Source organism: Candidatus Thiodictyon syntrophicum (genome assembly GCF_002813775.1).
GTDB classification, from domain to species: domain Bacteria; phylum Pseudomonadota; class Gammaproteobacteria; order Chromatiales; family Chromatiaceae; genus Thiodictyon; species Thiodictyon syntrophicum.
In genome coordinates, this window is record NZ_CP020370.1 from 3,765,555 (window position 1) to 3,785,033 (window position 19,479).

The 19,479-nt window shown below is 67.2% G+C and carries 15 protein-coding genes and 1 other RNA gene; 6 read left to right on the plus strand and 10 right to left on the minus strand.

The features are described from left to right. Positions 1–33: 33 nt before the first annotated feature. On the minus strand, positions 34–1,734 hold the full coding sequence (gene dnaX / locus THSYN_RS15755; RefSeq protein ID WP_100919978.1) for a DNA polymerase III subunit gamma/tau: 1,701 nt from the start codon (positions 1,732–1,734) through the stop codon (positions 34–36). A gap of 193 nt (positions 1,735–1,927) precedes the next feature. Then, positions 1,928–2,024: signal recognition particle sRNA small type (gene ffs / locus THSYN_RS15760), an RNA gene on the minus strand. A 362-nt stretch (positions 2,025–2,386) separates the two neighbouring features. Here ffs and THSYN_RS15765 point away from each other — a divergent pair. From THSYN_RS15765 to THSYN_RS15770, 3 genes are all read left to right on the plus strand, one after another. Beyond that, entirely contained in the window at positions 2,387–4,558 is a 2,172-nt protein-coding gene (locus THSYN_RS15765) for a malate synthase G (protein WP_100919979.1), read from the plus strand. A gap of 144 nt (positions 4,559–4,702) precedes the next feature. Beyond that, positions 4,703–4,909, plus strand: coding sequence for a hypothetical protein (locus THSYN_RS33970; protein ID WP_157817720.1), 207 nt, complete (start codon positions 4,703–4,705; stop codon positions 4,907–4,909). Further along, positions 4,896–5,189: a type II toxin-antitoxin system RelE/ParE family toxin gene (locus THSYN_RS15770; protein ID WP_100919980.1), complete on the plus strand. Its 294-nt coding sequence runs from the start codon at positions 4,896–4,898 to the stop codon at positions 5,187–5,189. Before THSYN_RS33970 ends, THSYN_RS15770 begins: the two co-directional genes overlap by 14 nt. A gap of 211 nt (positions 5,190–5,400) precedes the next feature. On the opposite strand, the gene hflC is transcribed toward THSYN_RS15770, so the two are convergent. The 8 genes from hflC to THSYN_RS15810 form a co-directional block, all read right to left on the minus strand. Beyond that, positions 5,401–6,288 carry a protease modulator HflC gene (hflC, locus tag THSYN_RS15775; RefSeq protein ID WP_100919981.1) on the minus strand — a complete coding sequence of 296 codons (888 nt, stop codon included), beginning with the start codon at positions 6,286–6,288 and terminating at the stop codon, positions 5,401–5,403. Continuing rightward, the gene (gene hflK / locus THSYN_RS15780; RefSeq protein ID WP_100919982.1) at positions 6,288–7,454 is read right to left on the minus strand and encodes an FtsH protease activity modulator HflK; all 1,167 of its coding nucleotides are present in this window, start codon (positions 7,452–7,454) and stop codon (positions 6,288–6,290) included. Before hflK ends, hflC begins: the two co-directional genes overlap by 1 nt. Positions 7,455–7,682: 228 nt before the next feature. Then, entirely contained in the window at positions 7,683–9,008 is a 1,326-nt protein-coding gene (gene hflX, locus THSYN_RS15785) for a ribosome rescue GTPase HflX (RefSeq protein WP_100919983.1), read from the minus strand. Positions 9,009–9,023: 15 nt separating this feature from the next. Further along, positions 9,024–9,275, minus strand: coding sequence for an RNA chaperone Hfq (hfq, locus tag THSYN_RS15790; RefSeq protein WP_100919984.1), 252 nt, complete (start codon positions 9,273–9,275; stop codon positions 9,024–9,026). 468 nt (positions 9,276–9,743) lie between these two features. Continuing rightward, positions 9,744–10,706, minus strand: coding sequence for a tRNA (adenosine(37)-N6)-dimethylallyltransferase MiaA (gene miaA, locus THSYN_RS15795; protein ID WP_100919985.1), 963 nt, complete (start codon positions 10,704–10,706; stop codon positions 9,744–9,746). A 263-nt stretch (positions 10,707–10,969) separates the two neighbouring features. Continuing rightward, positions 10,970–11,887 (minus strand): ABC transporter ATP-binding protein, encoded by a 918-nt coding sequence (locus THSYN_RS15800; RefSeq protein ID WP_100919986.1) that lies wholly within the window; start codon positions 11,885–11,887, stop codon positions 10,970–10,972. After that, positions 11,884–12,705 (minus strand): ABC transporter permease subunit, encoded by an 822-nt coding sequence (locus THSYN_RS15805; protein ID WP_172965295.1) that lies wholly within the window; start codon positions 12,703–12,705, stop codon positions 11,884–11,886. Before THSYN_RS15805 ends, THSYN_RS15800 begins: the two co-directional genes overlap by 4 nt. A 415-nt stretch (positions 12,706–13,120) precedes the next feature. After that, entirely contained in the window at positions 13,121–13,942 is an 822-nt protein-coding gene (locus tag THSYN_RS15810) for a type II CAAX endopeptidase family protein (RefSeq protein ID WP_100919987.1), read from the minus strand. A 629-nt stretch (positions 13,943–14,571) separates the two neighbouring features. Between THSYN_RS15810 and THSYN_RS35355 the strand changes: the two genes are divergently transcribed. The 3 genes from THSYN_RS35355 to THSYN_RS15820 are packed head-to-tail and all read left to right on the plus strand — an operon-like array spanning position 14,572 to position 19,429. Next, positions 14,572–16,824 (plus strand): alpha,alpha-trehalose-phosphate synthase (UDP-forming), encoded by a 2,253-nt coding sequence (locus tag THSYN_RS35355; protein ID WP_216644543.1) that lies wholly within the window; start codon positions 14,572–14,574, stop codon positions 16,822–16,824. Continuing rightward, positions 16,821–17,612, plus strand: coding sequence for a trehalose-phosphatase (gene otsB / locus THSYN_RS35360; RefSeq protein ID WP_216644544.1), 792 nt, complete (start codon positions 16,821–16,823; stop codon positions 17,610–17,612). Before THSYN_RS35355 ends, otsB begins: the two co-directional genes overlap by 4 nt. Continuing rightward, the gene (locus tag THSYN_RS15820; protein WP_236848578.1) at positions 17,609–19,429 is read left to right on the plus strand and encodes a glycoside hydrolase family 15 protein; all 1,821 of its coding nucleotides are present in this window, start codon (positions 17,609–17,611) and stop codon (positions 19,427–19,429) included. The genes otsB and THSYN_RS15820 overlap by 4 nt, the downstream gene beginning before the upstream one ends. Positions 19,430–19,479 lie beyond the last annotated feature (50 nt).

Below are 19,479 nucleotides of genomic sequence, written 5' to 3' on the forward strand. Positions count from 1 at the left end.
GCCGCGTCGCCGGGTTGACGAGATAGGGCACGGTCAGTCCAGGGGCTCGATACTGCCCGGGACCCACTGGCCGTCGAATTGATCACGCAGGCGCCGGGCCACCGGGTCGGCCGCCAGGGTGTCCTGCGCGGCCTGAGCGCGGGCGTCCTGCTCCCGGGTGCGCCGTTGCGCCGGGGTCTCCTGCTGCGGGCGGGCGATGCGGATCTCCAGGCGCAGGGGGCCGCCCAGGGCACCCTCCAGGGCGGCGCGCAGGCGCTCCTCGGTCCCCGCGGAGCGCAACTGCTCCGCCCCCGGGTCCAGGCTCAGGGTCAAGCGACCCTCGCCAAGCGCGATGAAGCCGCAGTGGTGGGCGAGTTGGCTGGCGATTCCGCCGACCCCCAGCCGGTCCACCAACCGATGCCAGTCGGCCGTGTCGGTCAAGGGTGCCGGTGCAGGGGACCGATCCAACGGCGGGGGCGGCTCGGATCGGTCCGGCCCCCGCGTCTCGGCCGGGACCGGCCCTGCACCCGACTCGCTGCCCCCGCCGGCCGCAGCAGCGGCAGCGGCCAGGGCGGCAGCGGCCGGGTGCGCGCCCCTGGCTGGCGCCCCCGGCGTCTCGCCCGTGCGGGGCCCCCCGGCCGCTGCAGGCCTCCCCGCACCCACGAGGCCCTCCCCGGGCCGAAAGGCCAGGGCGCGCAGCAGGACCATCTCCAGCCCGGCGCGCGGGTCCGGGGCCAGGGCCAGATCCGCCTGGCCGGTGAGTGCGATCTGGTAATAGAGTTGGAGGTCCGCCGCGCCGATCCGCCCGGCCAGGGCCGTGAGGCGCGCGTGCTCCGGGTCGTCGGCCGCGAGCGTCTCGGGGACCTGCTGAAACAGGGCCAGGCGGTGCAGCAGGCCGATCAGCTCGCGCAGCAGTTCGCCGAAGTCGGGGGTGAAGGCGCCGGCCCGCTCGACCTCGGCCAGCAGCCGTGTGCCGTCGGCGTCGGCCAGGGCCTCCACCAGGTTGAAGGTCAGGTCCGCGCCCACGGTGCCGAGCATGGCCCGCACCTCGGACTCGACCACCTGGCCGGCGCCGTAGGCGATTGCCTGATCGAGCAGACTGAGCCCATCGCGCATACTCCCGTCCGCCGCCCGGGCGAGCAGGGCCAGGGCGGCGGGCTCAGCCGGCAGGCCCTCCGTCTCCAGCACGAAGCGCAGGCGTTCGCGGATCTCCTCGGGCAGCAGGCGCCGCAGGTTGAACTGGAGGCAGCGCGACAGGACTGTCACCGGCACCTTCTGCGGGTCAGTCGTGGCGAGCAGGAACTTCACATGCGGCGGCGGCTCCTCCAGGGTCTTCAGCAACGCATTAAAGCTGTTGTTGGAGAACATGTGCACCTCGTCGATGAGATACACCTTGAAGCGACCGCAGGCGGGGGCATAGGGGACGTTGTCCAACAGTTCCCGGGTCTGATCGACCTTGGTGCGGGAGGCCGCGTCCACCTCCAACAGGTCGACGAAACGCCCGGCATCGATCTCCCGGCAGGCGGAACAGACCCCGCAGGGGGTGGAACTCACGCCCTGCTCGCAGTTCAGGGCCTTGGACAGGATGCGCGCCAGCGTCGTCTTACCGACCCCGCGGGTACCGGTGAAGAGATAGGCGTGATGCAGTTGATCCCGGTCCAGTGCATTGCTGAGCGCGCGCACCACATGCTGCTGTCCCACCATGTCGGCGAACGACTTGGGGCGCCATTTGCGGGCGAGCACCTGATAGGTCATGCGCGGGGATGCCAGGCTAGGGGTGGGGCCGCGGTGCGGCGCGATGGTGGCGCGCAGTGTAACCGATGCGGGCCCGGCAGGTATCGCGCGGGCCGCGAGCCGACGCGATTGGAGGCCACGGGGACCTGAACTTACGAGATGGACGGGTAGGGCGTATGGATAGGCGCCGCCGCCCGTCAAAGGGGGTGGCGGCCTGCGCCAGCCACACCCCGGCGCCCGCTTCCACCGCTGCGGCTGCTCCCTTCCGGGCCTGACCGGGTTCACGGCTTTGCGTCGCGGGGGGACCGACGCCGACCACCATTGAGATCGGGCCAACGGCATCGACTTGTTGGGTCAGGGCCGCAACCCGACGTGCAGAGTAACAAAATGGACCCATCATGACAAACCCCGAGGCCCCGGTGCGATCAGAACTGATTGTGGTGACGGAGATCCCGGGTACGCTCGATCCGTGAGAACTGCCCGCCGTTGTCAAGACATTTCGGGCCGGATGAACGCGACGGGGTCCCGCGGGGCGCGGAACAATCGCCCCCGCGACTTGCAGCCGGCCCCCCGCGGCCTGACATTCTCCCGACTGCACCGGGGGCACAGCAGCGCCCCTGCCACTCACGACCATGACACCCCCTCAGCAACCCGGGGGCCGGAGCAAACACAGATGACCGAGCGCGTGGATGTCGGCGGACTCAAAATCGCCAAGCCCCTGTATGACCTGGTAAACAATGAGATCGCCCCGGGTACGGGGATCGACCCCGACGGCCTCTGGCGGTCCTTCGCCGCCATGCTGGCCGAACTGGCCCCGCGTAATCGAGCACTGCTCGCGCGCCGTGACGCCATCCAGTCTCAGATCGACGACTGGTATCGGGCGCGCCAGGGTCACGCCATCGACCCGGGCGCCTACCGCGCCTTCCTCGCCGACATCGGCTATCTGGTGCCGGAGGGCCCGGACTTCGCCGTGACCACCGCCAACCTGGATCCGGAGATCACCCGCATCGCCGGCCCCCAACTGGTGGTCCCGGTCAGCATCCCGCGCTATGCCCTGAACGCCGCCAATGCCCGCTGGGGCAGCCTCTACGACGCACTCTACGGCACCGATGTGATCCCCGACGAGGGCAGTCTGGCGCGCGGCAAGGGCTACAACCCGGCGCGCGGGGCCGAGGTCATCACCCGGGCGGCCGCCTTCCTGGATCAGGCCGCACCGCTCGCGCAGGGCTCCCACCAGGATGCGCGCGGCTATCGGGTGGAGCAGGGCCGGTTGGTCATCGACCTGGCGGACAACGGCCGTACCGCATTGAAGGATGAGGCCCGCTTCGCCGGTTACCGCGGCGACGCGGCCGCCCCCACCGCCATCCTGCTGGTCAATCACGGCCTGCACCTGGAACTGAAACTCGACCGCGCGCACCCGGTCGGCCAGGCGAGCCCGGCCGGGGTCGCCGATGTCCTGGTCGAGTCCGCCGTCACCACCATCCAGGACTGCGAGGACTCGGTCGCCGCCGTGGACGCCGCGGACAAGGTCGGTGTCTACCGCAACTGGCTGGGCCTGATGAAGGGCACCCTGACCGCCCGCTTTGACAAGGGCGGCCGGCAGTTGGAGCGCGCCCTGGAGCCCGACCGGACCTACACCACCCCGACCGGCGGCACCCTCACCCTGCCCGGGCGCTCGCTCATGCTGGTGCGCAACGTCGGCCACCTGATGACCAATGACGCCGTCCTGCTGCCGGACGGTTCCGAGGTCCCGGAGGGGGTGCTCGATTGTCTGATGACGTCCCTGTGCGCCGTCCATGATCTCAAGGGCACGGGAACGCTGCGCAACTCCCGCGCCGGGAGCATCTATATCGTCAAGCCCAAGATGCACGGACCCGAGGAGGTCCAGTTCACCGTCGACCTCTTCGCCCGGGTGGAGGACGCCTTGGGGCTGCCCCGCAATACGATCAAGATCGGCATCATGGACGAGGAGCGGCGCACCACCGTCAACCTCAAGGAGTGTATCCGGATCGCCCGCGAGCGCCTCATCTTCATCAACACCGGCTTCCTGGACCGCACCGGCGACGAGATCCACACCGCGATGGAGGCCGGCCCGGTCCTGCGCAAGGGCGACATGAAGAGCGCCCCCTGGCTCCTGGCCTACGAGGACTGGAACGTCGACACCGGGCTCGCCTGCGGTCTGCCCGGCCACGCCCAGATCGGCAAGGGCATGTGGACCATGCCCGACGAGATGCGCGCCATGGTCGAGACCAAGGCCGTCCACCCGCGCGCCGGCGCCAACTGCGCCTGGGTCCCCTCCCCCACCGCCGCCACCCTGCACGCCCTGCACTACCACCAGGTCGACGTCGCCGCCCGCCAGGCGGAGATCGCCGCCGGCGGCCGCCGCGCCAGCCTCGACACCATCCTGCAGATCCCGCTCGACCCGCACCGCGCCTGGATGCCGGACGAAATCCAGCAGGAGTGTGACCTCAACTGCCAGGCGATCCTGGGCTATGTGGTGCGCTGGATCGACCAGGGCGTGGGCTGCTCCAAGGTCCCGGATCTCAACAACGTCGGCCTGATGGAGGACCGCGCCACCCTGCGCATCGCCAGCCAGATCATGGCCAACTGGCTGCACCACGGCGTCGTCAGCCGCGAGCAGCTGATGGCGACGATGAAGCGGATGGCGGTCGTCGTGGACGGCCAGAATGCCGGTGACCCGCTCTACCGGCCGCTGGCCCCCGCCTTCGACGGCACCGCCTTCGAGGCCGCCTGCGAGCTGATCTTCAAGGGCCGCGAGGTCCCCAACGGCTACACCGAGCCCACCCTGCACGCCATGCGCAAGCGGCTCAAGGCCGCCGCCTGAGCGGACCGGGGGCGTCGACTGACGGGTCGGCGCGCCCCGGACCAGATCAGATGTCCGTGGTCCGCACAGCGGACCCTACGGCCCCGCGCCCGTAGGGTCCGCTGTGCGGACCAACGGCTCCCGTCCAGCAGCGTGGCCGTAGTTATGCTCAAGGCCAACAGGTCGAGCGGTCGTATGCGGGACGAAGACGAGAAATTGGCGGTGCTGCGGTCCGCGGTGGCGGTCGGTGACGAGCAACTGGAGCGCGGCGAGGGCGCGGCCTACACCCCGGAGCTATTGAATCAGATCACTCAAAAGGCACTCGCGAACGCGCGCAATGGCAAGACAGTGAGTGCTGATGTCACGTCTTGAGCGATTGCTGATCCTCTCCCCCAAGGCGGCGGACGACTTTGCCGACATCGTCCAGTACAGCCTGGAAACTTGGGGCGAAGCGCAGGCCGAGGCTTATCGCGACATCCTCGACAAGGCGCCGTTGGCCATCCAAGACAACCCGCAGATCGGTCGCGGCCGCCCGGAATTGTCCGCCCAGCATCTGATATTCCCCGGAGAGCCCGTCCTGACCGGCGGGATCGACCTCGTCGGCGAGTACCGTTTCTGTTCGTTGACGGTCAAGGTGCGGACCAACCCTTGAGGCCGATCCGGCAGCTGGGAATCAGGGCCGGAGCGCGATTCAGCGGATGGCGACGCCGCCGGGGTCTGGGTGCCGCAGCGGCGGCTCGGGGCTAATGGGCATGGCAGCTTGCCCGGTCGCGTCGCGGCCCAAGCCGCTCCCACGGGGGCCTGTACCCTGGATGGGCGTGGCGGATGCCGCCGCGTCAGGGGATGACGCGGCGGCCTGGCGGCTACTGCGGGGCCGTGCCGTCCTGGTTGCGGAAGAAGCGGAAGAACTCGGAGTCGGGCTGCAGGACCATCATGTCGCCGCCGGGGCCGAAGGCGCCGCGGTAGGCGTTGAGGCTGCGGTAGAAGGCGTAGAAGTCCGGGTTGGCGCTGAAGGCGGCGGCATAGATGTCGGTCGCCTTGGCGTCGCCCTCGCCGCGGGCCTCCTCGGACTCCTTGTAGGCCTCGGCCAGGATGACGGTGCGCTGGCGATCGGCATCGGCGCGGATGCGCTCCCCCGCCTCCTTGCCCTTGGCGCGCAGGTCGCTCGCGACCCGCTCACGCTCGGCGCGCATCCGCATGTAGACCGATTCGCTGACCTCCGGCGGCAGGTCGATCTTCTTGACCCGCACGTCGATCACCTCCACCCCCAGGGTATTGGCCTGGAGGTCGGCCTTCTTGGTCAACTCCGCCATCAGCTCAGTACGCTCCTCGGACACGACCTCCTGGATGGTCCGTCGGCCGAATTCCTCGCGCAGACTGCCGCCGATGCGCTCGCCCAAGAGCTTGGCGGTGCGGCTGGAACTGCCGCTGGTGGAGCGGAAGAACTGCGCGGGGTTGCTGATCCGCCACTTGACGTAGTAGTCGACGATAACCGCCTTCTGCTCCACCGTGAGATAGCGCTGGGGGGACGAGTCCAGGGTCTGGATGCGGCGATCGAAGAGCTTGATCTCGTTCAGCAACGGCACCTTGAAGTGCAGTCCGGGCGTATAGTCGCTGCCGGTGATCTCACCCAGGCGCAGCTTGATGGCGGTCTGCCATTCGTTGACGATGAAGGTCGATGACCAGATCAACAGCAGCAGACCGACCAGGACGGCCGGCAGGAAGTTCTTGTATTTGCTTATCATATCCATCAACGCGCCCTCCGGTCACGATCAACGGGGCGGGCGACCGCCGGGCGGGGCTCGGCTTCCGCCGGCACTGCGGGCGGCGGGGGCGCCGTCACGCCGGTCGTCTGACGGTGCCGCATCAGTTGATCGAGCGGCAGGTACAGATTGCTGGCGCCCTCCTTCACGTCGAGCACCACCTTGTTGGTCGCACTCAAGACCTCCTGCATGGTGTCGAGGTACAGCCGCTCGCGCGTCACCTCGGGCGCCTTGAGATAGGCGGCCAGCACCGAGGTGAAGCGCGACGCCTCACCCTCGGATTCCGCGACCACCTTGTCCCGATAGGCCTTGGCATCGGCGATGATACGGGCGGCCTCGCCGCGCGCCTGGGGCAGGACCTGGTTGGAGTAGGCTTCGGCCTGGTTCTCCGAGCGCTGCTTGTCCTCACGCGCCTTGATGGCGTCGTCGAAGGCCTCCTTGACCTGCTCCGGCGGTTTGGCTGGCTGCATGTTGACGGAGGTGACCTTCAGACCGGTCTTGTAGAGGTCCATGAGCTCCTGCACGCGCTCCCTGATGATCGTCTCGATGGCCTCGCGGCCATCGGTCAGGATGAAGTCCAGCTTGCTGCCGCCGATGGTCTTGCGCACCACGGTCTCGGTCGCGTCCTTGATGGAGCGCTCCGGGTTCTGGTCCTGGAACAGGAACTGGGCGGGGTCCTGCACCAGTGATTGGACCGTCAACTCCACGTCGACAATGTTCTCGTCCTTGGTCAGCATGGCCGCCTGGTGGCTGAACGTCGATACCTCGTCCACGTTGACCTTCTCGACCGTCTCGAAGGGATAGGGGATCAGCCAGTGCGGCCCCGGGTCCGTGGTGTCCAGATACTTGCCGAAACGCATCACCACGCCGCGCTCCGCCGGCGCCACGATGTAGAGACCGGTGGCGAGCCACACCAGGACCAAGACGCCGATGATGATGGCGACGGTACGCGCCGCCAGGGCCCCACCGGGCAGATTGAATCCCCCGCCGCCACCGGCGCCGCCGTTACCGCCGGGTTTGTTCCCGCCGAACAGTCCGCCGAGCTTTTCCTGGAGCTTGCGCACGACCTCGTCGAGGTCCGGCGGCCCTTGGTCGCCGCCGCTCTTGCCGCTCCAGGGGTCTTTGTTGCCGCCACCTGGCTCATTCCAGGCCATAGAAACTCCGTCTGTCGTAAGTCAGCATCAGTGATTGGGGAGGCCCCGAGCGACGCGCGCGCCGGACTGAGGCCGTTGGACAATACCGCGATCGGGATCGCCGAGCGCCAGTCAGCAAGATGCCGACGATAGCGGCCGAATCAAGCATCGGGCACCGGGCCGCACCGCGACACCGGACCGCCGATTGTAGGCAGCGGACCGCCGCGGCGCAAACCCGGCACGCGTGAGTCACTCCGGAGTCTCAGGTTCTTCGTCGCCCCCGCCCTCCTGGTCCAGCCCGAGTTGGTCTGCCAGACCCGGCGCCTGCGCCGCCAGGCGCCGCAAGTCGCCCGGGGCGATCAGGATCTCCAGGCGCGAACCCCCAAGATCGTCGGGCTCATCGGCCAGAACGGCGGCATGGGCAAAGATCCAGGCACGCAGACGGGCGTCCTGCGGGCCCAGGCGCAGGACGCGGGGCGCGCGGGCGCCGTCGATCAGTTCCGCCACGGCCGCCAACAGCAGGTCGATCCCGGCCCCGGTGGCGGCGGACAGCCAGACCCGCACCGGCGTCCCGGCCGCATCGCGCTCCAGCCGCGGGGGTTCGTCGTCCAGCAGATCGATCTTGTTCCAGACCTCCAGACGCGGTAGTTCCAGACTCCCGATCTCCGCCAGGACCGTCTCCACATCGGCGATCAGACGCGCCCGATGGGCAGCCGAGGCATCCACCACATGCAGCAGCAGGGCGGCGTTGCGGGTCTCCTCCAGCGTGGCGCGGAAGGCCGCCACCAACTCATGGGGCAGTTCGCTCACGAATCCCACGGTATCCGCCAGCAGCGCCCGCCCCCCGTCCGGCAGGGCGAGCCGCCGCAGCGTGGGGTCCAGGGTGGCGAAGAGTTGATCGGCCTCGTACACGCCCGCCTCGGTCAGGCGATTGAACAGGGTCGACTTGCCGGCGTTGGTGTAGCCGACGAGCGAGATCACCGCGAGTTCAGCCTTGTCGCGGGCGCGCCGCCCTTGGGCGCGTTGCGTCTGGATCTGGTCGAGCCGTTGATTGAGTAGCGCGATGCGCTTGGCGAGCAGCCGCCGGTCGGTCTCGAGCTGGGTCTCGCCGGGACCGCGCAGGCCGATGCCGCCCTTCTGCCGCTCCAGGTGGGTCCAGCCGCGCACCAGGCGGGTCGAGAGGTGGCGCAACTGGGCCAGTTCCACCTGGAGCTTGCCCTCGAAGGAGCGCGCCCGCTGGGCGAAGATATCCAGGATCAGACCGGTGCGGTCCACCACCCGGCACTCGAGCAGACGCTCCAGGTTGCGCTCCTGGGCCGGGGAGAGCGGGTGGGCGAAGACCGCGAGCTCGGCCCCGGTCGCAGCCACCAGGTCCTTCAACTCCACGGCCTTACCGCTGCCGATGAAGAGCCGCGCGTCGGGCACCTTGCGGCTGCCCCCCAGGGCGCCGACCACCAGGGCGCCGGCGGAGCTGGCCAGCAGCGCGAATTCCTCACGCTCGTCGGCTTCGGCCGTGCCGCCCAGGTCCAGGTGGACCAGGATGGCGCGCTCGCCGGAACTCGGCCGGTCGATCACGACAGACCTGGTGCCCTAGGCATTCCCGGTCTCGTCGAGTTCATCCCCGGTCGGCGGCAGCTTGACGTTGCGGGCCGGCACCACGGTGGAGATCGCGTGCTTGTAGATCATCTGGCTGACGTTGTTCTTGAGCAGCACGACGAACTGGTCGAAGGACTCGATCTGACCCTGGAGCTTGATCCCGTTGACCAGAAAGATCGAGACCGGGATGCGCTCCTTGCGCAGGGCGTTGAGGAAGGGGTCTTGCAGGCTTTGGCCCTTGGACATGGCTTTGGCTCCTTGTTGTAGTCGTTACCGAGAAGATTTGCCCGGCTTGAATGCCTGACCGGCCGCGACTGGCGCGGGCGTCGGCGTGCGTGGTCTGCAGCCGGGACATGCCGAGCCACGCAATCGATGAGTCTTAAGTGTATCGCCTTTACGGTCTCTCGGGGCGCCCGATCATCCTCACGATGCTTCGCCGCAAACCGACGAGTCGGAGGCCGCACACAGCATCGAAAACCGCGCCTGCTGGTGATAAATAGACAGGATTAAAAGGATTTTTCAGGATTTACAGGATTTCCGGAAGTGCCGATGACTGACGTCACGGTGTTCTTGATCCTGTTAATCCTGCAGAATCCTGTTAATCCTGTCCATATATTCTCTGGTTGCTTCCGGCCTCGCGGCGTGATTCGCGGGGTTGCCGGCTTCCAGGTCCGCTAGAAACGCGGCTCTAGCGCGCGAGCGTTCAAACGACCCTCAAGGCCGGTCGCGCCGGGCCGCGATCAACGCAAGTGCCCGCGCCAGCGGCTCTCCCTCGTCGGCCAGCCAATGACAATCGGCCTCGGCACGCAACCAGGTGAACTGGCGTTTTGCCAGTTGTCGGGTCGCGATGATGCCGCGGTGCAGCATTTCGTCGAAACTGTACTCCCCTAAGAGAAATTTCAAGACCTGCCGATAGCCCACGCAGCGCATGGACGGCAGTTCCGTCGTCAGGTCGCCGCGCGCCCAGAGGCCCTGCACCTCCGCGACCAGGCCCTGCTCCAGCATCGCACGGAAGCGCCGCTCGATGCGCCCGTGCAGGGTCTGGCGGTCCGTCGGCGACCGCACCAGCTTGAGCAACCGATAGGGCAAGTCGCCGCCCTCCGCGTTACCGCGCCCGATCAGGGTGCTCATGGGCTCGCCGGTGACCGCGTAGACTTCCAGGGCACGCTGGATGCGCTGGGGGTCGTTGGGGTGGACCAGGGCGGCCGTGGGCGGGTCAACCAGGGACAGCCGCCGGTGCAGCGCCGCCCACCCGAGCCGCTCGCCCTCCGCGAGCAGGGCCGCACGGATCGGCGCGTCCGCGTCCGGCAACCGCGCCAACCCCTGCTGGAGTCCGCGAAAATAGAGCATGGTGCCGCCCACCAGCAAGGGGATACCGCCTCCGGCGCTGATCTCGCCCATCGCCGCCAGGGCCTCGGTGCGGAAGCGTGCGGTGGAATAGGACTCGCACGGGTCCAGGATATCGATCAACCGGTGGGGCGCCGCCGCCAGTACCGCCGGCCCCGGCTTGGCGGTCCCGATGTCCAGGCCCCGGTAGATCATGGCCGAGTCCACGCTGACGATCGCGCACGGCAGGCGCCGTACCAACTCCACCGCCAGTTCGGTCTTGCCGGCGGCGGTGGGGCCCATCAGCAGGATAGCGAGCGGGCGGGGGTCCGGGGCTGGTGAAGAGTCCATGGGCTGGTCGGGTGAGGTGAGCGGGGAAGCGGCGGGCCGTCGCGGTTGCGGTCCGCTGACCGCGCTGCACGGACCCACAGGTTAGCGCAACCGGACCAACGCCGCGAACCGCTGCGCGACCCTGTTAACCCAAAGTAGTAGTGTCCCCTCCGTGCAATGTGGAGATGCCCCCTTTGGGCGACCTTGGGGGGCGCGATGCCGGAGAAGGCAATCGGGGTGACCACTTGGCATCCGCTTAGTAAAAATGATATGTCAGAATGCCCTTAGCCCCTAAAGAAAAGCTTTTCTTCCAAGGTCTTGCCGTGGCTTAACTGCCGATATTGCCAGTGCTGACTATTGATACACTGCATCAGTTGCAGATCCATATGCGGTTGCAGGTCAGGGTCATAGGCCACGATAAACTCATTCTTCTGCGGGTTGGTGATCTGCAGCACACCTTCTAAAGCCTGGAGTTGCGCTATCACTTCCCGCGCCGGGCCTGTTTCCATTTGCAGAGTAATATAGCGAATGGCGGCCTGTTCTTCGTTCAGGCCACTGGTCTGCGGCTGTAACATCCCGTTCTCCAGCAGCAAAATGTGCTTGCACAACCGGTCAAGTTCAGCCAAATTGTGGGAACTGATGATAAAGGTTGTCGCCGGCGACCGTTCGGCAATGATCGAACGCACCGTTCGGACATTGACAGGATCGAGCCCCGCGGTCGGTTCATCCAGTAAGATCAGCGCCGGTTTACCGATCAGCGCCTGGGCAATCGCCACCCGCTTGGCCATGCCATGGCTGAGCGCCGGCGGTTTTTCATGGGTCGCCTCTGTCAGTGATACCTCTTCCAACACCCGGCCTGCTTCCAGGGCTGCTTGTTGCGTTGTTAATCCCTGTAGCCGGGCATAAAAGACCAGTTGTTCGATGATGGTAAAGCCGGGGTCCAGTCTTGCAACCTGGGGCAGCGCTGAGACCTTGCCGATGAGTTGGGTTGCACCCGGCGGCTGACCAAACAACCTGACGGCGCCCGACGTGGGACGCAAGAAACCGGACAGGATACTGAGCAAGGTGGTCTTACCGGCCCCATTGGGACCGACCAGGCCGACCGGTTCACCCGCGTCCAGTTCAAAGCTGACATTGGAGAGGGCGACTTTGCCGGAATAGACGTGGGTCAGCTCTTGACAGAGAATAAGCGGTGATTTCATAGCGTTTGCCTTGCCATTATCCAGCGCCCCACAGCCAATAAAACAAGGCTTTGCAACAGGGGAACATACGCCAATTGCAGCGTGTGCCAGCCTGACAGTTCCGCCAGGTTGGATAATTGATAGCCGGGGACCAGCAATGTCAGAAAAGCAAGTGTCGGCAGATAGTAAGCAAGACCGCCGATAATGGCGGCCAGAAATGTCCAGATCAAAATCGCCCAGACAGTTGCCTGCCGCGCCGATTTAACCTTGGCGGATAACGCCGCCATCATGGCGGTGAAGGGAAGAACGGCCAAAATTACATTGACGGTGACGACGAGCAGGGCAGGCAATGCAGAAGAAAAGAGCGCGGCATCACGATACAGCACCAACGCCAGGGTGCTTAATGCGGCGGCACCGATCAACAGCACCTGAATCACCATAATGCCGGCAAAGCGGCCGAAGAATACACGGTCGCGGCTGCTACGCACGACGATAAACCGCAAGGTACCGCGATCACGATCAGAACAGGTTTGATCGGCGGCAAGCATAATGCTCAACAGCGGGAAGATAACCAGCGCAAAATGCCAAAACAGGCCGAATTCAGGAACGAGCCATTGCTGTAGCGAACCAAAACCAATGACGTCAAAAAAGCTGAAGCCTTGCATCAAGCCCTTTTCCTGCACCAACAGTTCGGCAGCAAGGCGCAGCGGATAAAGCAGAATCACACACCACACCACGGCAAAGGTCACTATCGACAGCAGACCACTGCGGGTTACAAAACTCCTCTTGAGTTCAAACTTGCCGATGAGCAAGAGGTGATTAAAAAAACCAGGATGCATTGGCGTTACCTTTTCCTGTGTTATACAGCGTCGCCGAGCAATCCGGCGATGAAATTCCAAAACCCAATCCTGCGCGGGCATTCGCCGGACATTGACGCGCCCGCGCAAGATCGGAATCGGGCCGCGCATCCCCCCGCGCCCCGCGAAGCTTTGACAGAATGACGCGGTTCGCGGCTGCCACGAAGGGTGTGTACCAAAAGATGCGCTGGCTCTGAAATGGACAGACGCGCCTGCTATCCCCGCAAGGCCCATAAGAGTTCGGCGCGCCGCGTTGCGGGATTGGCACCAGGAGGCCGCTATCCCTGGCCCATTGTGTCCCGGATGTTCGGCATAGGCAAGGTGATGAATGCCGGCGGCGCGGGTTGGGTCAAGTGGCTTGATTTCCGCAACGGACGGCGCTTTTTCCTGCCAAAGGTCAGTCCTTGGAGTCTGAAGGCCGGGCCGCCCAGGCACGACGGTTCGGCCAGGCCAACAGCCCGATCGCCAGCAGCACGAGCAGGCCCAACACCAGGGCGAACTGCCGAGAACCGCCAGCCGCCAGCAGCCCGGGCACGACCCAGGCCCACCAGTTCACCGCGGTGTGCAGTACCAGCGCCGGCAGCACACTGCCGCGGCTGCGGTTGTACAGCCATGCGAACACGACCGACAGGGCGACGGTGGACAGCAGGAATGGCAGGAGCGGAATCCGGCCCTGCAGCGTGTCGGCAGTGAAGAACAACGGCAGGTGCCACAGTCCCCACACCGCGCCCAGGATCAGGCTCGCGACGCGCCAGCCGTGCCGCGTTTGCAGCGTGGGCAAGGCGTAGCCCCGCCAGCCGAACTCTTCGCCCAGCGGGCCGCCCAGCAGCAGAATCAGCACCAGGTTCGCCGCCGCGAGCGGCAGGTGTCCGGCGACCGGCGAGGCCCCCAGCGCGCCGCCCAGCGCGGTGTGCATGAGTGCTGCCGACGCCATCAATGCCAGGGGCAGGAAGAAGGCCAGCGCGAACCACTGCCAACCGATGCGCCATTGCAGACAGCGCCCGAGCCATGCGCGCAACGCCGCGCGACCGCCTCCGTATCCGACCATGGCCACCGCCGCGACGCCGGGTCCGAAGCCGCCGAGACCGGACAGCACTCCGGCCGCCAGGGCAGACCGGGCCTTGATGGCGGGCGCCAGAAGCCAGCATGTCCAGGACCACGCGAAGGCCAAGGCGAAGAATGCCGGAAGACGGGACCGGTCCCCGTCATTGGCGTCCATCGGGTGGCTACAGTTCAGTTCCGCTATGACATCTTGCGGGGGTTGCGAATCAGTCTTCACGGTCACTGTTCCGGTGTGTTGAGGGGTGCGACGTTGTTCCTGATACATTTTCCCATTGCGCTGCTGATCAAATTCCGGCTTCGCCCGCTGGGGTGGCACACAACCGGCCTTACACCTGGGCGGTCTGATCGTCGCCTGGATCGGCTGCAACATTGCCGGTATGGCCTTCTACCACCTGGTCGAACATCCAGTGCGCGCCTGGCCGGAGCGCATCGCTCAGCCGCTCTCGCGTTCCCCTGCGCCGAGATGGTGAAAGACGGCCTTGATCATATCTCCAGCCAGGTACTCTTGCCGCAACGGATACGAGCCTCGAGGTGGCCGGGTTGGAACACCGGGACATTTGGCTGCTTCTGCGGTAACCTCAAGGCTTGATCGTGCCGGCGGGCGCACTATCGACGAACAAGCCCGGGATGTTGACGGGTCCCCGTGGGGGGCACGGGGAGTAAGGCCGCCGGGCGCCGCGCTGAATTCGGTGCCCCTACCAACCGGGGACAAGAGACGCACCCACTGCCGTCGCTCGCGGGGTGGGCGGCAGCCCCTTCTCCCCCCACTCCGCGGCAGACACCCTCATGCGTATGGCCCTGAGATTCATCGTCCCCCTGCTCCTCGTCCTGGGGGGCATCGCCTGGGCAGCCACCCCGGTGCTCAGCGAGTTGCTCCAGCGCTGGTTCCGCGCCGACGTGGAGTCGCGCTCCCAACTGGTCTTCGACTCCATCAACGACACCGTCGCACGCCTGGTCAAGGACGCGGCCGGTCCCCGGATCGACTTGCTGTTTCAGCACATTACGCGGGACGAGCGGCTGCTGGCGGTCGGTCTGTGCGCCCCCGACGGCCGCCTGTCCCACCGCTCCACCACCTGGCCCAAGACCCTTGGATGCCCGCGGCGGGCGGGCGGCGCGCCCGCCTTCACCGTGGCACCGCGTAGCGACGGGGCGGTGCTCACCGCGGTTTTTCCACTCAGCCACGATAAGATCGATCTGGGGGACCTGATCATCGTCCATGATCTGAGCTTTATCGAGCGGCGCGGCGCGAAGCTTGAGCGCTACCTGGCCGTCTTTATCGCCGCGCTCGGGCTGGTGATCGCGGCGGTCACGGTCGCGGTTGCCCTCGCGGTGCGCCGGGGTTGGGTGCGGGCCGTACGCAAGGGCCTGGCCCCGATCGTCTCCGGGAGGGCGCCCGAGCCTGAACCCGAACCGGAAATCGCCCGGTTGGTCGCAGAGATGCGCGAGATGCTGCGCGACCTGGACGTGCCGCGCGGGATCTCGGAGGCGATCCGGGTCGACTGGAACCCCGATACGCTGCGCCACCTGCTCAAGTCCGAACTGCCGGGGGCCGAGGTCATCGTGGTCTCCAACCGCGAGCCCTATATCCACAACCGGGAGGGCGACACCATCCGCGTCCAGCGCCCGGCCAGCGGGCTGGTGACGGCACTGGAGCCGATCACCCGCGCCTGCGGCGGGACCTGGATCGCCCATGGCAGCGGCTCGGCAGACGAACAGACCGTGGACCGCCAGGACCACCTCCAGGTCCCCCCGGAGGCCCCCGCCTATACCCTGCGGCGGGTCTGGCTCTCCGAGGAGGAGCAGGAGGGTTATTACTATGGCCTGGCCAACGAGGGGCTCTGGCCACTGTGTCATATCGTCTTCGTGCGGCCGACCTTCCGCGCCTCGGACTGGGCCCAGTATGTCGCGGTGAACCGCAAGTTCGCCGAGGCGGTGGTCGCCGAGGCGCAATCACCCAACCCGCTGGTCCTGGTCCAGGATTATCACTTCGCCCTGTTGCCTCAGATGGTGCGGGAACGCCTGCCCGGCGCCACCATCATCACCTTCTGGCACATCCCCTGGCCCAACCCCGAGGTCTTCGGCATTTGCCCCTGGCGGGAGGAGATCCTGCAAGGGCTGCTGGGCAGCAGCATCCTGGGTTTCCACACCCAGTTCCACTGCCTGAATTTCCTGGATTCGGTCGACCGCTTCCTGGAGTGCCACATCGACCGTGAGCAGAGCACCGCGCGCACCGGCGGCCGGACCACCCTGGTGCGTCCCTACCCGATCTCGATCGAGTGGCCGCCCACCGCGCTGGTCGGCCAGCCGCCGGTGGCCGAGTGCCGCGTCCAGGTGCGCCGGTCCTATGACCTCGATCCCGCGGTGCTGCTGGCCGTGGGCGTCGAGCGCTTCGATTACACCAAGGGAATCGCCGACCGCTTCCGCGCCGTGGAGAACCTGCTCGAGCACCATCCGGAATGGATCGGCCGCTTCACCCTGTTGCAGATCGCGGCCCCGACCCGCAGCAAACTGCCGGCCTATCGCCAGACCCAGGCCGAGGCCGAGGCGGTCGCCACCGGGGTCAATCAGCGTTTCGGCCGGCCCGGCTGGTGGCCCATTGCCCTGGTCGCCCGGCACCACGAGCCCGAGCAGGTCTTCACCCTGTTCCGCGCGGCCGACCTGTGCCTGGTCTCCAGCCTGCACGACGGCATGAACCTGGTGGCCAAGGAGTTCGTCGCCGCCCGCGACGACGACGACGGGGTGCTGGTGTTGAGCAGCTTCGCCGGGGTCTCGCGGGAACTGCTGGAGGCCCTGATCGTCAATCCCTACGACAGCGGCGCCATGGCCGAGGCGATCCATCGCGCCCTCCTGATGCCGCGCGAGCAGCGACGCGAACGGATGCACCTGATGCGCGCCCTGGTCAGCGAGCACAATATCTATTTCTGGGCCGGGCGGATGCTCCTGGAGGCCGCCCGTCTGCGCAAGCGCCAGCGGATCGAGGACCAGATCGTGGAGGTCACCGCCCCCTTCAACTGGCGGCGGCGCGGGGGTCGCCGATGAGCGGCCCGCCCGTGCCGGGACCACCGGGCCATCCCCCCAGTCCGCGGGAGTATCCCGACTGGGCACGCGAGTGGGCGCTCTTTCTGGATATCGACGGGACCCTACTCGAGCTGGCGCCCGAACCCCAGGCGGTGCGGGTGCCGCCCGGGCTGGCGGCCCGGATCGCGACCCTGGCCCAGGGTCTGGGCGGGGCCCTGGCCCTGGTGAGCGGCCGACCCTTGAGCGACATCGACCGGTTCTTTCCCGGCCGCTTCGATGCGGCCGGGACCCACGGCGCGCAGTGGCGCCTGGGCGGGACCGAGACCGCGCCAGCGCCGCCGGTCGATGAGGCCCTGGCCGGGATTGTCGCGCTCCTGCGGGAAGGGACGAACCGCCTGCCCGGTGTCATCCTGGAGCCTAAGCCCCATGCGCTTGCGATGCACTACCGGCTGGCCCCGCAGTGGGAGGCGCAGGTCCGGTCCCTGGCGGGACGCGCGGCCGAGCGACTGGGCCCGGCCTTTCGCCTCCAGGCCGGCAAGCTGGTCGTCGAGCTGCTGCCGGCCGCGGCCGGCAAGGGTGCGGCCATCCGGCGTTTCATGGGGCAGCCCCCCTATGCCGGGCGCACCCCGGTCTTCGTCGGCGACGACCTGACCGACGAGGACGGCTTCGCCGTGGTCAACGCGCTCGGCGGCCTCTCCATCCGCGTCGGGGAACGGGAACCGACCCTGGCGCAGTCGCGGCTGCCATCACCGGCCGCCGTGCGCGACTGGCTTGAAGGCCTGGCGGCGCATTCAATGAGACAGACATGATGAGACAAGAGACCAGCGACCTGGACCTCGGGGTCATCGGCAACGGGACCCTGGCCGCCCTGATCGACCGTTACGCCACCGTGGTCTGGTGCGGCTACCCGCGCCTGGACGGCGACCCGGTGTTTTGCAGCCTGCTCAACGGCCCCCGGTCCTATCGGCCGGAGGAGCCCGACAATGGCGGCTATTTCGCCTGCGAGCTGGTCGGGCCCCTGGCCGAGACCCGGCAGTGGTACCAGATCAATTCGGCGGTCCTGGTCACCCGGCTCGAGGACCAGGCGGGTAACGCCATCGAGGTCACCGATTTCGTCCCCCGTTTCGTGCAGTTCGAGCGGATGTTCCGTCCCCCGACCCTGATCCGGCGGCTGGTGGCCGTGAAGGGCCGACCGCACCTGCGGGTGCGGGTGCGTCCGCGCTTCGCCTACGGCGAGGTATCGCCGCAGATCACGCTCGGCTCCAACCATGTCCGCTACCAGAGTCAGGCCGGTACCCTGCGTCTCACCACCGATGCGCCGCTGTCCTATGTGGTCGAGGAGACGCCCTTCCTGCTCGAGGGCCCGCTCACCTTCATCCTGGGCGGCGACGAATCGCTGACCGCGGGCATCGCCGACACCGCCCGGCGCTTCCTGGAGCGCACCCTCGACCACTGGCATAACTGGGTCCGCGCCCTGTCCATCCCCTTCGAGTGGCAGGAGGCGGTGATCCGCGCGGCCATCACCCTGAAGCTGTGCAATTTCGAGGAAACCGGGGCCATCGTCGCGGCCCTGACCACCTCGATCCCGGAGGCCCCCGGCAGCCAACGCAATTGGGACTACCGTTTCTGCTGGCTGCGCGATGCCTACTTCGTGGTCAGCGCGCTCAACCGCCTGGGCACCACGCGCGCCATGGAGGCCTATCTCGGCTATATCGCCAATATCGTCGCCGAGAGCGAGGACCGGATGCTCAAACCCTGCTATGGGATCACCCGCCGGGTCGACCTCGATGAGCGCATCGCCCCGGCCCTGCCGGGATACCGCGGGATGGGGCCGGTGCGGATCGGCAACCAGGCCCATCTCCAGGTTCAGAACGATGTCTACGGCAGTGTCATCCTGGCCGCGACCCACGCCTTCTTCGACCGCCGCCTGCCGCTCGCCGGTCACCCGGCCCTGTTCGAGCGGCTGGAGCATTTGGGTCAGTTGGCCATTGCCGTCTTCGACCAGCCGGACGCCGGCCCCTGGGAACTGCGCAACCGCCCGGCCGTTCACACCTTCTCCGCCGTGATGTGCTGGGCCGGCTGCGACCGCCTGGCGCGGATTGCGAGCGTGCTAGAGCTGCCCGAGCGCACCGCGCAGTGGCGGCAGGCGGCCGATCGCCTGCACGCCGAGATCGCCGCGCGGGCCTGGAACCCGACGTTGGGCAGCTTTGTTGCCACCTTCGATGGCGACACCCTGGATGCGAGCCTGCTGCTCCTGCACGAACTGGATTTCGTCGCTGCCGAGGACCCCCGCTTCATCGGCACCGTCGAGGCGATCGGGCGGACCCTGAGACGCGGCGATCTACTCTTGCGCTACGGGGTGGAGGACGACTTCGGCCGGCCCGAGACCGCCTTCACCATCTGCACCTTCTGGTACATCGACGCCCTGGCCGCCCTGGGCCGACGCGCGGAGGCGCGCCGGCTGTTCGAGTCCATCCTCGACCGGCGCAATGCACTGGGGCTGCTCTCCGAGGATATCCATCCCGAGACCGGCGAACTCTGGGGCAACTACCCCCAGACCTATTCCATGGTGGGGCTCATACACTGTGCCGCGCGGCTCTCGCGCAGTTGGGAGGAGGCGCTGTGACATCCCCTGCGCCGCGTTCAGTCGGCGGGTGAGAGACCTGAAGTGGGCTA

Excerpts from the sequence above, each read along its gene's own strand:
- dnaX (WP_100919978.1), bottom strand. The coding sequence starts at position 1,734 with ATGACCTATCAGGTGCTCGCCCGCAAATGGCGCCCCAAGTCGTTCGCC.
- THSYN_RS15765 (WP_100919979.1), top strand. The coding sequence starts at position 2,387 with ATGACCGAGCGCGTGGATGTCGGCGGACTCAAAATCGCCAAGCCCCTG.
- THSYN_RS33970 (WP_157817720.1), top strand. The coding sequence starts at position 4,703 with ATGCTCAAGGCCAACAGGTCGAGCGGTCGTATGCGGGACGAAGACGAG.
- THSYN_RS15770 (WP_100919980.1), top strand. The coding sequence starts at position 4,896 with ATGTCACGTCTTGAGCGATTGCTGATCCTCTCCCCCAAGGCGGCGGAC.
- hflC (WP_100919981.1), bottom strand. The coding sequence starts at position 6,288 with ATGGATATGATAAGCAAATACAAGAACTTCCTGCCGGCCGTCCTGGTC.
- hflK (WP_100919982.1), bottom strand. The coding sequence starts at position 7,454 with ATGGCCTGGAATGAGCCAGGTGGCGGCAACAAAGACCCCTGGAGCGGC.
- hfq (WP_100919984.1), bottom strand. The coding sequence starts at position 9,275 with ATGTCCAAGGGCCAAAGCCTGCAAGACCCCTTCCTCAACGCCCTGCGC.
- miaA (WP_100919985.1), bottom strand. The coding sequence starts at position 10,706 with ATGGACTCTTCACCAGCCCCGGACCCCCGCCCGCTCGCTATCCTGCTG.
- THSYN_RS15800 (WP_100919986.1), bottom strand. The coding sequence starts at position 11,887 with ATGAAATCACCGCTTATTCTCTGTCAAGAGCTGACCCACGTCTATTCC.
- THSYN_RS15805 (WP_172965295.1), bottom strand. The coding sequence starts at position 12,705 with ATGCATCCTGGTTTTTTTAATCACCTCTTGCTCATCGGCAAGTTTGAA.
- THSYN_RS15810 (WP_100919987.1), bottom strand. The coding sequence starts at position 13,942 with ATGGACGCCAATGACGGGGACCGGTCCCGTCTTCCGGCATTCTTCGCC.
- THSYN_RS35355 (WP_216644543.1), top strand. The coding sequence starts at position 14,572 with ATGCGTATGGCCCTGAGATTCATCGTCCCCCTGCTCCTCGTCCTGGGG.
- otsB (WP_216644544.1), top strand. The coding sequence starts at position 16,821 with ATGAGCGGCCCGCCCGTGCCGGGACCACCGGGCCATCCCCCCAGTCCG.
- THSYN_RS15820 (WP_236848578.1), top strand. The coding sequence starts at position 17,609 with ATGATGAGACAAGAGACCAGCGACCTGGACCTCGGGGTCATCGGCAAC.